Source organism: Caulobacter sp. S45 (genome assembly GCF_009765965.1).
GTDB lineage: Bacteria > Pseudomonadota > Alphaproteobacteria > Caulobacterales > Caulobacteraceae > CAHJWH01.
Map to the genome: position 1 here is coordinate 169,791 of NZ_LMUL01000001.1, position 13,073 is coordinate 182,863.

The following is a 13,073-nucleotide window of genomic DNA, read 5'->3' on the forward strand; positions in this document are numbered from 1 at the left end:
TTATTCCAGGCCGGCACGCGGCGACATCGGTGTGTGACTGCTCTAAATTGCGGAACTCAACATTTATATCCAGGGTCATTTTCTCGGCGGAATTGAGAGAAAATCTATACATATCAAATTCCTCGAGCCGTTTCTTGCGTTCTGCGCTCATCTCCCTCATGCAGCGCTTTTTCCACCTCCTCGATATAATGCCGAAGCGCTCTTGAGATGCGGCGGTCGTTCCGCATGATCAGGGTGATGCGGCCCTGGTCCAGCATGGGCTCGGTGATCGGCACAAGCGTAAGCTGGCCTTGAAGCGCGGGACCGCTCGCGGCCCCGCGCGTGATGATCGCGCCCCCGAGTCCTTCGACGGCGAAACTCTTCAGGACATGCAGCGAACTGCTCGACAGCAGGGGGGAGACGGCGAAGCCGTGCGCGCGAAACGCCAGGTCGATCAGCCGTCGGACGCCGTATCCGGTCTCGTGAATCGCCAAGTCCAGATCGACGAGATCGGTCATGGTGATCGACGCTCGGCCGGCCAGGCTATGGGAGGGTGAGACCGCCAGCACCAGCGTCTCGTTGATTTCGCAGACGAAGCGAAGCTCTGGATCGGGGGCGGGGTTCAAGGTGACGCCCAGATCGCAGGTCCCCGCCTTGACCGCCTGTTCGACATCGGACGCCGTCAGGGTGAGGATGCGGAAACTGGCGTTCGGGAAGCGAGGACGCGTCGCCTGCAGAGCCACCAGGGGTGGCCCGGCCGCCAGGCTCTCGATCGCCGCGATCCGGATCATCGTGCGGCCGACTCCGCGAAGATCGTCGATGTCCGCCCGCAAGGAATCGTAGTCCAGCAGAACCCTACGGGCGAAATCGTGAACCAACTTGCCCGCGTGAGTCAGTGTTATGCCGTTCGCGGACCGGTCGAACAGGTTCGTACCGAATTGATTCTCCAATACGACGATCTGCCGACTGATCGACGAAGGTGCGACGTTCATGTTTTCACCTGCCTTCCGTATACTTGAAAGGCGCGCGGCTTCATTGAAATATCGAAGTGTAGTGAATATCATTTTCAGTTCCTACCGATCGTCTGGATCGCATCCGAAGCTGACACTGGTCGAAGAGACCTTGCGGCCAACCTGCTCCGAGAGCGCGAACAGCTCTACAAGACGGGTCTAGGGCGCCGGGGTGAAGTCTCGCAGGCGCGCCACCGTAGGCGCATCCAGGCGCTTGATCATAGCGACGACAACATCGACCAGCCGGTCGAAGTCGTCGCGGTTCATGACCCCGTTGTGGGCATGGGTGTAGCGGACAGGCACGACCAGGTTCACCGTCGGGGCCCCACCGCCGGCGCGTTGGATTTCAGCGGAGTCGTCACCGTAGCCCTGCGCCAGATCGAACTGCAGGGGCGAGCCGATCTTTGCCGCCGTCTCCTTCGCCAGCGCGACAAGGCGCCGGTTGGGCACTTCGCTCGAGTCGTAGAGGAACAGGCCTGGTCCGGCCCCCAGCCGCACCTGGCTCTCCTCCGGGTGGCCGCCCGGCGAGTCGCCAGTGACGCCGCCCTCGATGGAAATGCCGATGTCGGGACGGATCGTTTGAGCGGCGGTCTGGGCTCCGCGCAGGCCCACCTCCTCTTGGGTCGTCGCGGCGACGAAGAGTTGATTGGGGTGGCCTGAAGCGGCCAGACGGCGCAACGCCTCCAGAACGACCGCGCAGCCGACGCGATCGTCCCAGGCCTTGCCGACATAGTTCCTCGATCCGTTCAGGACAGCGAAAGAGGAGTCCGGGACCACCGGATCGCCGGGCTCCACCCCCATGGCCGCGAGTTCCGCTTCCGACTTGGCGCCGACGTCCAGCAGGATCTGGTCGCGCGGCGTGACTTTGGTCCGCTCGTCGGCGGGTGTGTAGTGGACGTCTCGTATGCCGGTGACGGCGAGCACCGGTCCTTTCGAGCCGATGATGATCCAGCGCTGATCCGGCAGGGCTTGGTCCAGCCATCCTCCCAGCATCTGCATGCTCAGGAAGCCGTCCCGGGTGGTCCGCCGGACGATCCCGCCGAGTTCGTCCATGTGGGCGTCCAGCATGATGCGGGGTCCGGTCGAGCCGTTCTGGGCGATGACCGAGCCCAGGCCATCGTAGGTGATGCTGGCGTAGGGCTTCATCTCGCGCACCATGATGCGCCGCACGTCGTCTTCGAACCCTGGCGGCCCCGCGGCCTCGGACAATTCGCGAAGCAGGGCCTGGGTGCGGTCGGGGACTTGGGCCAACGCCATGCCGGCTGCAGCCGCCACCTGTAGCGAAACCGCCGCGATCAGTATCAGACGCTTCATCCCACCCACCCCCAAATGACCCGATCCGCGATTGTTCCCCGCGGAACGTTCGAACGCCAGCGCTTCGATATCGGAGTTCATGCCTGAGCCGCGCCCTGCTCGACATCCAAGCGCCTTACGCGGCGGCGGGGGGGTATTGTCCATCGCTAGACGGGACAGACAGGTATGTGTGCGTCTGAAAGCGTGGCGTACTTCGAGACGCGCGGGGCGTGTTACCCTGCGTGATCACGCTCATCGACGAGACGCCGAATGGCGCAGGCGCCCGCATCGTATCAAGCGGGCATGGGGGAACGATGTCGGCCAAGGTGATCGACGTAGAACGTCTGATCAACGAGAAGAAGATGAGCGCCTTCCATATCGGCGTCATCTTCATGACCTTCCTGGTGGTGACGGTGGATGGGTTCGACATCACCGCCGCCTCGTTCGCGGCGCCAGGCCTGATCAAGACCTTCCACATCTCGCCGACCTCGCTCGGCGCCCTGTTCAGCGCCGCCCTGGTGGCGGGCCTGATCGGCACCCCGGTGTTCGGCTTCCTGGCCGACCGGTTCGGGCGCAAGCGGGTGATGCTGTGGGGCAGCGTCTTCTTCGGCGTCTTCACCCTGGCCGCCCTGGTGGCCCAGACCTTCCAGCAGATGATCCTGTTCCGCTTCATTGCCGGCATCGGGGTAGCGGGGGTGTTGCCGACCTCGGTGGCCTATGTCTCGGAGTTTGCGCCGCGCAAATTCCGCGCCACGGTGGTCTCGATCATGTTCACCGGCTCGCCGGTGGGCAGCATCATCAGCGGCCTGGTGGCGGCCAAGCTGATGCCGATCTACGGCTGGAAGATCCTGTTCTGGATCGCCGGCCTCAGTCCCCTCGTCCTGGCTTTGGCCCTGGCCTTCCTGCTGCCGGAGTCGATCCACTTCCTGGTGCGCCGGCCCAAGGCGCGCGAGCAGCTGGCCGGCATCCTGCGCCGCTTCGAGCCGGGCCTGCAGTTCGATCCGGACACCCGCTTCGTCTCCGCCCGCCACCAGAGCCTCAAGCCGATGCCGACCTCGGCCCTGTTCGCCGGCCGGCTCAAGCTGCTGACGCCGCTGATCTGGGTGGCCAACGTCCTGTCGCTGATGACCTTCTACTTCGCCAACCAGTGGCTGCCGACCCTGTTGGCCCACTCGGCGGCCGGTCCTAGCGGGGCGGCGATGGCCACCACCCTGTTCATCTGCGGCGGTGTCGTGGGCGCGCTGGTGATCATGAGGCCGATCGACAAGTGGGGTTTCTTGCCGGTGCCGATCCTGTTCCTGTGCGGCGTTCCCGCCCTGATCGCGGTGGGCGCGCCGGGCATGGGCGTGCAGGTGCTGCTGTCCATCGTGGTGATGGCGGGTTTCTGCCTCTACGGCGTCCAGTACGGCCTGATCGCTTCGGAGGGGCCGTTGTTCCCGCCGCCGGTGCGCGGACGCGGGGTCGGCTTCTGCTTCGCCGCCGGGCGGGTGGGGGCGACCTTCGGGCCGCTGATCGGCGGCTATCTGATCAGCCGGCACCTGCCGATGCAGACCCTGTTCATGGTCGCCGCCATCCCGTTGGGACTCGGCGTCCTGGTCTCGGCGGTCATCACCCCGCTCTATCGAAAGCAGGTGCTGGAGGTCGAAGGCAGCGTCTCACCGGCATTTGATTTCGACGCCCAAGCCCTCAGCCAGGCGGCGGCGCCGTAGCGGTTCGCTCTTAGAGGCCCTTCATCGATGGGGTGACTGGGCGGTGGGCTTGCTTGGTGTCGGGCAGGAACGCCGCCAGCAGGCCGATGAGCGGCAGGAAGGCGCAGATTTGGTAGACGGCCTCGATACCGAAGCGGTCGGCCAACTGACCGAGCGAGGCGGCGCCAAGTCCGCCCATGCCGAACGAGAAGCCGAAGAACAGGCCCGAGATCATCCCCACCTTGCCCGGGACCAGTTCCTGCGCGAACACCACGATCGCTGGAAAGGCTGACGCCAGGATCAGGCCGATCACGACGGTGAGCGGTCCTGTCCAGAACAGGTCGACGTGCGGCAGCAGCAAGGTGAACGGCAGCGCGCCCAGGATCGAGAACCAGATCACCGGCTTGCGTCCGAAGCGGTCGCCGAGCGGGCCGCCCAGGATCGTGCCGACCGCGACGGCGGCGAGGAAGGCGAACAGGTGGAGCTGGGCGTTGCGCACCGGCACGCCGAAGCGATGGATCAGATAGAAGGTGAAATAGCTCGTCAGGCTGGCGAGATAGACATACTTCGAGAAGATCAGCGCCAGCAGCACCAGGATGCCACGTCGAGCGTGGCCTTCGGGCAGGAGCACCGCCTTCTTGCCACCGTCGGCGGCCCGGATCAGGGTCAGGCCGTGATGCTTGTACCAGGCGCCGACATTCCACAGGACGGCGCCTGAGAGCAGCGCCAACAGGGCGAAGAAGTGCAAGCTCGACTGTCCCCACCGCACCACCACCAGGGCGGCGGCGAGCGGCCCGAGCGCCTGTCCGGCGTTGCCGCCGACCTGGAACAGCGATTGCGCCAGGCCGTGGCGGCCGCCCGACGCCATTCGTGCGACCCGTGAGGACTCCGGGTGGAACACCGACGATCCCACGCCCAGCAATGACGCGCCGATCAACAGCACCGGATAGGCATGGGCGATGGAGAGCACCATCAACCCCGCCAGCGAGAACAGCGTCCCGCCAGGCAACGCCAGCGGCGTGGGTCGACGATCCGCGTACAGACCCACCAGCGGCTGCAGGATCGAGGCGGTGATCTGGTAGGTGAGGGTGATCAGCCCGATCTGTCCAAAGCTCAGGTGGAAATCCGCCTTGAGGCCCGGATAGATGGCCGGCAGCAGCGACTGCATCATGTCGTTGAGCAGGTGGCAGAAGCTGATCGCGAAGATCACGCCGAACACGGTGCGTTCGGCGCGAGGCCTTCCTGAATCCGCGATGGCGATAGATTGGACGCTCATGGGCTCTCCTGCAGGAGAGCGGTTTAGGCCTGTTGTGTCCGTCCCGCATTCGGATATGGGTCATTCGAGTTTGAGTTTGGGACATTCATGACCCGCCGCGATCCGGACGAGTATGAGGATACGCCGCGTCCGATCGTGGCGATCGGGAACGACTATCCGCCGGCTTTCGAACTGCGCCTGCATCAACACCGGCGTGGGCAGTTGCTCTATGCGGCAAGCGGCGTGGTCGCCGTCAGCACACCGCAAGGCGCCTGGGTGGCGCCGCCCGAACGCGCGGTCTGGATTCCGGGGGCGACGCCGCATGCGGTGCGCATGGTGGGCGCCGTCAGCACCCGCAGCGTATTGATCGAGCCCTCGGCCGTCGCTTCGCTGGGGCAGGTCTGCCGGGTCGTCGGGGTGTCGGCCTTACTGCGGGCCCTGCTGGTCGCCGCCGCCGACCTGCCACTGGAGTACGACGAGGAGGGTCGGGACGGTCTGGTAATGGCGCTGCTGGTCGCCGAGATCGCGCGGGCGCCGATCATCCCCCTGGCGGTGCCGTTCCCGACCAATCCGCCGCTCGCCGCGCGTTGCCACCGTTTCCTGGAGCGTCCACAGGCCTGCGAGACTATCGACGCCTGGGCCGACGATCTGGGCATGAACCGGCGGCGTTTCACGCGCCTGTTCCGGCGCGAGACGGGCATGAGTTTCGCCGAATGGCGTCAGCAGGCCTGCCTATCGGTTGCGCTGCCAAGACTGGCGGCCGGAGAGCCCGTGACCATGATCGCCCTCGATCTCGGCTACGAGAGCCCCGCCAATTTCTCCACCATGTTCAAGCGCGTCCTGGGCATGCCGCCGAGCCGCTATCGCCCCTGACGTGGGCTATTTCGTCAGGTCGACCTCCTCGATGGTCATGATCCCCTGCGGCATACCGCGGGCGGCCTTTTCCTTGGCCACCATGTCGCGGATCTCGGCGCGCAGCTGGCGGGCGTCGTAAACGATGCCGTCCTTGATCGTGTACTTCACCCCGCCAACCTGCTCGGTCTTGCCGGTCGCATCGTTCAGCCGCAGCGTGCCGGTGCCGAACAGCAGCTTCATGTTGGCCAGCGGGTTGCCGTCGACCACGACCAGGTCGGCCTTCTTGCCCACGCGGATGGTGCCGAGCTCCTGCTCGTGGCCCAGGGTCTGGGCCCCGACCTGAGTCGCGGCGTGGATGACCTCGAGCGGGGTGAAGCCCGCCTCGCGCAGCAACTCCAGCTCCTGGATATAGCCGAAGCCGTAGAGGTTGTAGATGTAGCCGGAATCGCTGCCGACCGCGACCCGGCCGCCCTTGTTCTTGTACTCGTTCACGAACTGCATCCACAGATGATAGTTCTCTTTCCAGGCCATCTCGTCTTCGGTGGTCCAGTTGTACCAGTAGGAGCCGTGGTGGACACGGCTCGGCCGGTAGTAGTCCCACAGGCTGGGCAGGGTGTACTCGGCGTGCCAGGTGGCGCGGCTCATCCGCATGAAGTCGCGGCCGGTCAGATAGGCGGTGAAGGTCGGGTCGATGATGAAGTGGCGCTGCAGTAGCGTGTTCATCACCGCCTCCCACTTGGGCGAGCCCGGCGGTGCGGTCTGGGCCCATAGGCGGCCCGACTCGCCGAAGCGTTCCTCTTCCTCGTTGTTGACGAAGTCGTTGGGCCACTTCTGGAACTGCTTGTCGGTGAACATCGCCTCGGGCAGGCCGTACCAGTGCTCCATCGACTGCATGCCATGGGCGGAGGTGGTCAGCACATTGGCCCAAGCTACGCTCTGCTGGGAGTGGTGCATGGTGGTGTGCAGGCCCTGGATCTTCGCCTCGTCCAGCGCCGCCCACAGCACGTCCTCGGGCACGTAGTTGATGAACTTGACCCCGTCGGCGCCACGACGCTTGGCGTCGCGCACCGCGATGCGAGCTTCTTCGGGGGTGTTGGGCGCGGTCTTCTCGATGTTCTGGAAGAAGGGATAGACGTCGATGCGCGGGGCGACGATCTCGTTTTTGGCGCTGCGGGCCTTGATCGCGGTCAGCCATTCGATCGGCCGCTTGCTGCCCAGTTCGCGCACCGAGGTGACGCCGTTGGCCATCCAGAGCTTGAGGATGTAGTCCGACGGCACGTGCTGCTCGTCGTCCATGTCGTGCAGGTGGGTGTGGGAATCGACGAAGCCGGGCAGCACATAGTGGCCGGTGAGGTCGATCTCCTTGTCGCCCGGCGCGGCGCGCGCATTGGGATTGATCGCGCCCGGCGCGCCGATGGTCCTGATCTCGGCGATACGGTCGCCGGAGATGACGATGTCGACGGGCCCCTGGGCCGGGGAGCCGGTTCCGTCGACGTAGGTGACATTGCGTAGGATCAACCGTCCGTACGGACCCATTCCCTCGGTCCGCGCCGGGATTTCGCTCGCCGTCGCCGCGCCGGCCGCCATCAAGACGACCGCGGCGATCACCGCCTGAACCGTTCGCAACATCGTTCGCCCCCAAACTTTCGAGGCGACGATAGCGCATTAGATCGTATACGAAAATGGCCTTGCCTGATCGCTTCCGAGCGGAGGATTCGGTGGCTGCATCCGAGGGCGTCGTTCGACGCGTTGAGCCCAGGTCCTGAGGCTGTATTCGCTGTTTACGTCCAAAAGTAGCGATGATCTAAGTTGCGTATGATCAAGAACGCCGCGCTCTCGCTCAGCCTCATTCTCACCACGCCGACATTGGCCCTGGCGGAGACGGCGAACTTCTCGGTCATCTTCGGAGGCAAGAACGTCGGTCATCTGATCGCCGACACTCAAGGCGATCGGACCCTTATCGACTACGACTTCAAGAACAACGGGCGCGGCCCGACCATGAAGGAGACCATCCGTTCCAACGCGGACGGCCTTCCGATCGCCTGGACGATCACCGGCGCCACCACCTTCGGCAGCAAGGTCGATGAACGGTTCAGCCAGTCGGGGTCGCACGCCGAATGGGTCGATTCGACCGGCAAGGGCGCCGCCACCATCCGCAAGCCCGGCCTGTATGTCGCCCAGAGCGGCAGTCCTTGGTCCGACCAGATCATCGCCCATGCGCTGCTGAAGGCGCCGGGGATGAGCCTGGACGTGTTGCCGGGCGGCACGCTGCGGCTCGAGAAGGGCGAGGCGCTGACCGTTCAGGGAAGCGGCGGGCCGGTCCAGCTCACCCGCTACGACCTGAGCGGCGTCAACCTCAATCCCGGGACCATGCTGCTCGACGCCAAGGGCGCCCTGTTCGCCGAGGTCAGCCCGAACTTCATCATCATCCGCAAGGGCTACGAGGGCGAGGAGCAGCGCCTGCGCAAGCTGGCGGCCGACTGGTCGACCCAGCGCTTCGTCACCATGGAAAAGCAGGTGGCACACCACTACGGCGCGCCCGTCCGCATCCGTAACGTCCGCCTGTTCGACCCCAGGACCTCGGCTCTGACCGGGCCGATGTCGGTGGTGGTGCGCGGCAAGGAGATCGCGGGGGTCGAGCCGCTGGATAGCCCACCCACGCCCGGCGAAGTGACCATCGACGGGGCGGGCGGCACGCTGGTCGCGGGCATGTACGATATGCACGCCCACCTGCAGCAGGATGGGGCGATGCTCAACCTGATCGCCGGCATCACCACCGTGCGCGACATGGGCAACGACAACGCCGTGCTGGACCGGCTGATCCAGCGCATGGACGATGACGTGATCGGCGGCCCGCACGTGGTCCGCTCCGGCTTCATCGAGGGCAAGAGCCCTTACAGCGCCAACAACGGCATCCTGGTCGACAGCCAGGACCAGGCGATCGACGCGGTGCGCTGGTACGGCGCGCGGGGCTACTGGCAGATCAAGATCTACAACAGCATGAACCCCGCCTGGGTGCCGGCCATGGCCAAGGAGGCGCATCTGCTGGGCATGCGGGTCGCCGGCCACGTCCCGGCCTTCTCGACCGCCGACCAGATGATCGTGGCCGGCTATGACGAGATGACCCACATCAATCAGTTCATGCTGGGCTGGGTGATGCAACCGGGCGAGGACACCCGCACCCTGTTCCGCCTGACGGCGTTGAAGCGCCTGCCGGGCCTCGACCTGCAAAGCCCCAAGGTCCAGCACACCATCCAGCTGATGGTCGACGGCAAGAAGGCCATCGATCCCACCCTGGGCATTCACGAGCAACTCACCCAGAACCGCGATGGCCAGGTTCCTCCGGGTGCGGTGGACTATATCGACCACATGCCGATCGGCTATCGTCGCGACGCCATGAAGGCGTGGGTGGACACTTCCGCGCCGGGCGACGATCAGGCTTATCGGCAAGCGTTCGACAAGATCATCGCCACGGTGCGCATGCTGCACGACCGGGGGATATTCATCGTCTTCGGCACCGACACCGGCGGCTCCTTCACCTACCACCGGGAACTTGAACTCTATCAGGGCGCGGGCATGACCCCGGCCGAGATCGTCAAGCGGGCCACTTTCGATTCGGCGCGCTATGTCGGTCAGGACCAGCGGATGGGGTCGATCGAGAAGGGTAAGCTGGCCGACTTCTTCCTGATCCCCGGCGATCCGACCAAGGACCTGAAGGCGATCAAGACCATTCGCATGGTGGTGAAGGATGGCGCCTTCTACTATCCCAGCGAAGTCTATCCCAAGTTCGGCATCAAGCCGTTCGCCGCGGCGCCTGACGTGAAGGAGCCGGCGCTACATCCGTAGCGCCCGTCGCCGCTGGCTGGAGCGCTCGAACCCCCGTCGTGCTCCCAAGCCGGCTCTGTAGCTTGGGTCGCGGGATCGGCTCGCGATATCCCAGCCGATCGACCGTCCTAGCGCAGGTCCTGCAGCGCGAAGCCGGCCACGCGCTTGTAGTGGTCCGACAGGGCGCGGAGTTCGTCCTGGCTGATCACGCTGTCCAGGTTCTCGAACGGGCGATCTCCCGTCAGTTCCTCGACCCTGATGTTGATCACGTCGGGTGGGTTCGAACGGTTGGTGCGCACCACCTTGGCGGTGGGTTCTAACCGAGTGGCCTCGTAGGCCTTGAGCGCGGCTTTGGGCGCCAGGTCGGTGGCCAACAGGTCGGCCAGGGTGCGGGCGTCGATCAGGGCCTGGGCTGAGCCGTTCGAGCCGCGCGGATACATCGGGTGGGCTGCGTCGCCGACGAAGGTGGTGCGCCCGAAGGTCCAGCGCGCCACCGGGTCCTTGTCCACCATCGGGTATTCGAAGATGGTCTCGGAGGCGCGGAACAGGGCCGGCACGTCCAGCCAGTCGAATTTCCAGTCGGCGTAGTAGGGCAGCAGGTCCTTCAGGTCGCCGGGCTTGTTCCAGTCGTTGATCACGTCGCCGGTGGTCTGGACCTCGGCGGTCCAGTTGATCAACTGATCGCCCGTGCCGTCGATATCGTCGATGATCGGGTAGACCACCAGCTTGGCGTGGGTCAGCGAACCGATGCGCATATAGGTGCGTCCACCCAGGATCGGTTTGCGCCGGGTCACGCCGCGCCAGGTGTTGATGCCGGTGAAGGCCACGGTCTCGTCGGGATAGAACTGCTTGCGGATGGTCGAGTTTACGCCGTCGCAGGCGATCACCACCTCGGCCCGCACCGGCTCGGCGGCGGCCCCCGTGATGCTCTCTTGCAGATGCAGGGTGGCGCCGACCTCGTCCTGCTCCACGCGCAGGGCGCGGCGGCCGGTGAGGATGCGGTCGGCGCCGAGCTGCTCCAGCGCCGCACGGTACAGGACCGTGTGCAGCTTGCCGCGATGGATGCCCAACTCTGGATAGGCATAGCCGGCGTGGACGCCGCGCGCCTCGCCATAGATGCGCTGGCCGAAGCGGTTGAAGAAGGCGCTTTCGGTGTTCTCGATGGCGATGCTGCGCAGTTGGTCCTGCAGCCCGAGCGCGGTCAGCTCGCGCATGGCGTGGGGGAGCAGGGTGATGCCGACGCCGAGTTCACGCACCTCGGGCGCGGCCTCGAACACGCGGCAGTCGATCCCGCGTTTGTGCAGGTTTAGCGCGAGGGCCAGGCCCGCGATGCCGCCGCCGGCGATGGCGACCCGGGTCATCGGCTTGCCCACGCTCGGCATCAGGCGGCGATACGGATGCGCAGGTCGTGCAGACCCGCGATGTGGCCGTGCATCTCGTCGCCGGGCCCGACCTTGCCCACGCCCTCCGGCGTGCCGGTGTAGATCAGGTCGCCTGGCGCCAGGGCCACGTAGCGCGACAGGTAGGCGATCACCTCCGGCGTGCTCCAGATCAGCTTGGACACGTCGCTGGATTGGCGGGTTTCGCCGTTGACCTTGATCCAGATGTCGCCCTGGTCGAGCGGCTTGGCTGGATCGGCGCGGGTGATCGGGCCGATGGGGGCGGAATCGTCGAAGCCCTTGCCCATGTCCCAGGGACGGCCGAGCTTCTTGGCTTCGTTCTGCAGGTCGCGGCGGGTCAGGTCGACGCCAACCGCATAGCCGAACACGTGGTCCAGCGCCTCGGCCTCGGGGATGTCGCGGCCGCCCTTGCCGATCGCCACCACCAGTTCGATCTCGTGGTGCAGGTTGCTGGTCATGGAGGGGTGGGGGATGGTCGCGCCGTCCAGCACGATGGTGTCGGCGGGCTTGGTGAAGAAGAAGGGGTCTTCGCGGTCGGGATCGTGGCCCATCTCGCGTGCATGTTCGGTGTAGTTGCGGCCGACGCAGAAGATGCGGCGCACCGGGAACTCGCCGCCGCCGTCGACGGGCACGGTGGGAACGGCGGGGGCGGGAAAGACGAGGGCCATGCGGGTTTCCGAGAACGAATGGTGGGGATCAGGCGGCGCGGCGTTCGCGCCAGAGGCCGAGCTTTTCCTGGGCCGAGCGGTCCGAGAAGCTGAACAGCACCGCTTCCGATGTGGCGTGATGGACGTGTTCGGCCCAACTCGGCACGACGAAGACGTCGCGCGGTTTCCAGCTCAGCGTCTGGCCGCCCACCACCGTGCGGCCTTCACCCTCGACTACGGAATAGACCGTGCCATCCGTGCTGCGATACGGCGCGCTGGCGAAGCCCTGGGGCAGCAACTGGACGAACGCCGAGATGGTGGGGGTGACGTGGCCGCCGCTGGCGGGGTTCACATAGCGCATCTTGTAGCCGTGATGCGGATCGGGGTCCCCGTTGGCGGCGAGGGTGGTCAGGGCCTCGCGGGTGCGGGCGTAGGGATAGTTGAAGATCGGCGAGTTCTGCGTCGCCGGCTTCCAGTCCACCGGCAGCAGGTTGCTGGCGTAGCGCGCGGTGCTGTCGCCTAGCGGTCTGGACACCTCCTGGCTGTCGGCGTTGGCGGCCTCCGCGAAGCTGGCGTCGAAGAAGCCGACCAGTGGGATGTCCAGCGCGTCCAGCCACACCATCGGCCGGTCGCTGTCGTTGCCGTGGTCATGCCAAGTCCAGCTCGGCGTGATCACCAGGTCGCCTGGACGCATCAGGGTGCGCTCCCCGTCTACCGCGGTGAAGGCGTCGCAGCCCTCCAGGATGAAGCGGAGCGCGGTCTGGGTGTGGCGATGGCCGGGCGCGACCTCGCCCGGCAGCACAAGCTGTAGGCCGGCATAAAGGCTGTGGGTTACTGACGCCTTTCCCGGCAGGCCGGGGTTCTCCAGGATCAGCACCCGCCGTTCGGCCTCCTTGGCGGTGATCAGGCCGCCGGCCTCCATCAGGTAGGGGCGGACCTGATCGTAGCTCCAGAGGTGCGGCTTGACCGGCGTCACCGGCTGCTTGGACACCAGGACGTGCAAGCTTTCCCACAGCGGGGCCATGCTGTGCGCGCCGATGCGGTCGTAGAAGGCGGCCCGTTCGGGAGCCGGAATGCGGGCGTCGTCGGCCATGTTCGTCTCCTCCGCTCGGCGTCGACGT

10 protein-coding genes are annotated in these 13,073 nt (G+C 65.8%); 3 read left to right on the forward strand and 7 right to left on the reverse strand.

What is annotated here, in order from left to right:
* Window positions 1-113: 113 nt before the first annotated feature.
* Both GSQ87_RS00715 and GSQ87_RS00720 read right to left on the reverse strand, forming a co-directional pair.
* On the reverse strand, window positions 114-1,043 hold the full coding sequence (locus GSQ87_RS00715) for a LysR family transcriptional regulator (RefSeq protein ID WP_158912646.1): 930 nt from the start codon (window positions 1,041-1,043) through the stop codon (window positions 114-116).
* A gap of 105 nt (window positions 1,044-1,148) precedes the next feature.
* Window positions 1,149-2,303, reverse strand: coding sequence for a M42 family metallopeptidase (locus tag GSQ87_RS00720; protein WP_158912647.1), 1,155 nt, complete (start codon window positions 2,301-2,303; stop codon window positions 1,149-1,151).
* 221 nt (window positions 2,304-2,524) lie between these two features.
* On the opposite strand from GSQ87_RS00720, the gene GSQ87_RS00725 reads away from it, so the two are divergent.
* Entirely contained in the window at window positions 2,525-3,991 is a 1,467-nt protein-coding gene (locus GSQ87_RS00725) for an MFS transporter (protein WP_158912648.1), read from the forward strand.
* Between the two features lie 10 nt (window positions 3,992-4,001).
* Here GSQ87_RS00725 and GSQ87_RS00730 read toward each other — a convergent pair whose 3' ends face one another.
* Window positions 4,002-5,246: an MFS transporter gene (locus GSQ87_RS00730; RefSeq protein ID WP_158912649.1), complete on the reverse strand. Its 1,245-nt coding sequence runs from the start codon at window positions 5,244-5,246 to the stop codon at window positions 4,002-4,004.
* A gap of 87 nt (window positions 5,247-5,333) precedes the next feature.
* On the opposite strand from GSQ87_RS00730, the gene GSQ87_RS00735 reads away from it, so the two are divergent.
* Complete coding sequence (locus tag GSQ87_RS00735) at window positions 5,334-6,098, forward strand: helix-turn-helix domain-containing protein (RefSeq protein WP_158912650.1); 765 nt, start codon at window positions 5,334-5,336, stop codon at window positions 6,096-6,098.
* Window positions 6,099-6,104: 6 nt separating this feature from the next.
* On the opposite strand, the gene GSQ87_RS00740 is transcribed toward GSQ87_RS00735, so the two are convergent.
* A complete protein-coding gene (locus tag GSQ87_RS00740) occupies window positions 6,105-7,709 on the reverse strand; it encodes an amidohydrolase family protein (protein ID WP_158912651.1) in 1,605 nt (534 codons plus the stop codon).
* Between the two features lie 186 nt (window positions 7,710-7,895).
* Here GSQ87_RS00740 and GSQ87_RS00745 point away from each other — a divergent pair, with 186 nt between their 5' ends.
* Window positions 7,896-9,926 carry an amidohydrolase family protein gene (locus GSQ87_RS00745; protein ID WP_216838876.1) on the forward strand — a complete coding sequence of 677 codons (2,031 nt, stop codon included), beginning with the start codon at window positions 7,896-7,898 and terminating at the stop codon, window positions 9,924-9,926.
* 107 nt (window positions 9,927-10,033) lie between these two features.
* Here the strand turns inward: GSQ87_RS00745 and GSQ87_RS00750 are convergent, their stop codons facing one another.
* Genes GSQ87_RS00750 through gtdA form a run of 3 tightly spaced genes read right to left on the reverse strand, consistent with a single transcriptional unit; the run spans window position 10,034 to window position 13,045 of the window.
* Window positions 10,034-11,266 (reverse strand): flavin-dependent oxidoreductase, encoded by a 1,233-nt coding sequence (locus tag GSQ87_RS00750; RefSeq protein WP_158912653.1) that lies wholly within the window; start codon window positions 11,264-11,266, stop codon window positions 10,034-10,036.
* A gap of 20 nt (window positions 11,267-11,286) precedes the next feature.
* The gene (locus tag GSQ87_RS00755) at window positions 11,287-11,973 is read right to left on the reverse strand and encodes a fumarylacetoacetate hydrolase family protein (protein ID WP_158912654.1); all 687 of its coding nucleotides are present in this window, start codon (window positions 11,971-11,973) and stop codon (window positions 11,287-11,289) included.
* 28 nt (window positions 11,974-12,001) lie between these two features.
* Window positions 12,002-13,045: a gentisate 1,2-dioxygenase gene (gtdA, locus tag GSQ87_RS00760; protein WP_158912655.1), complete on the reverse strand. Its 1,044-nt coding sequence runs from the start codon at window positions 13,043-13,045 to the stop codon at window positions 12,002-12,004.
* Window positions 13,046-13,073 lie beyond the last annotated feature (28 nt).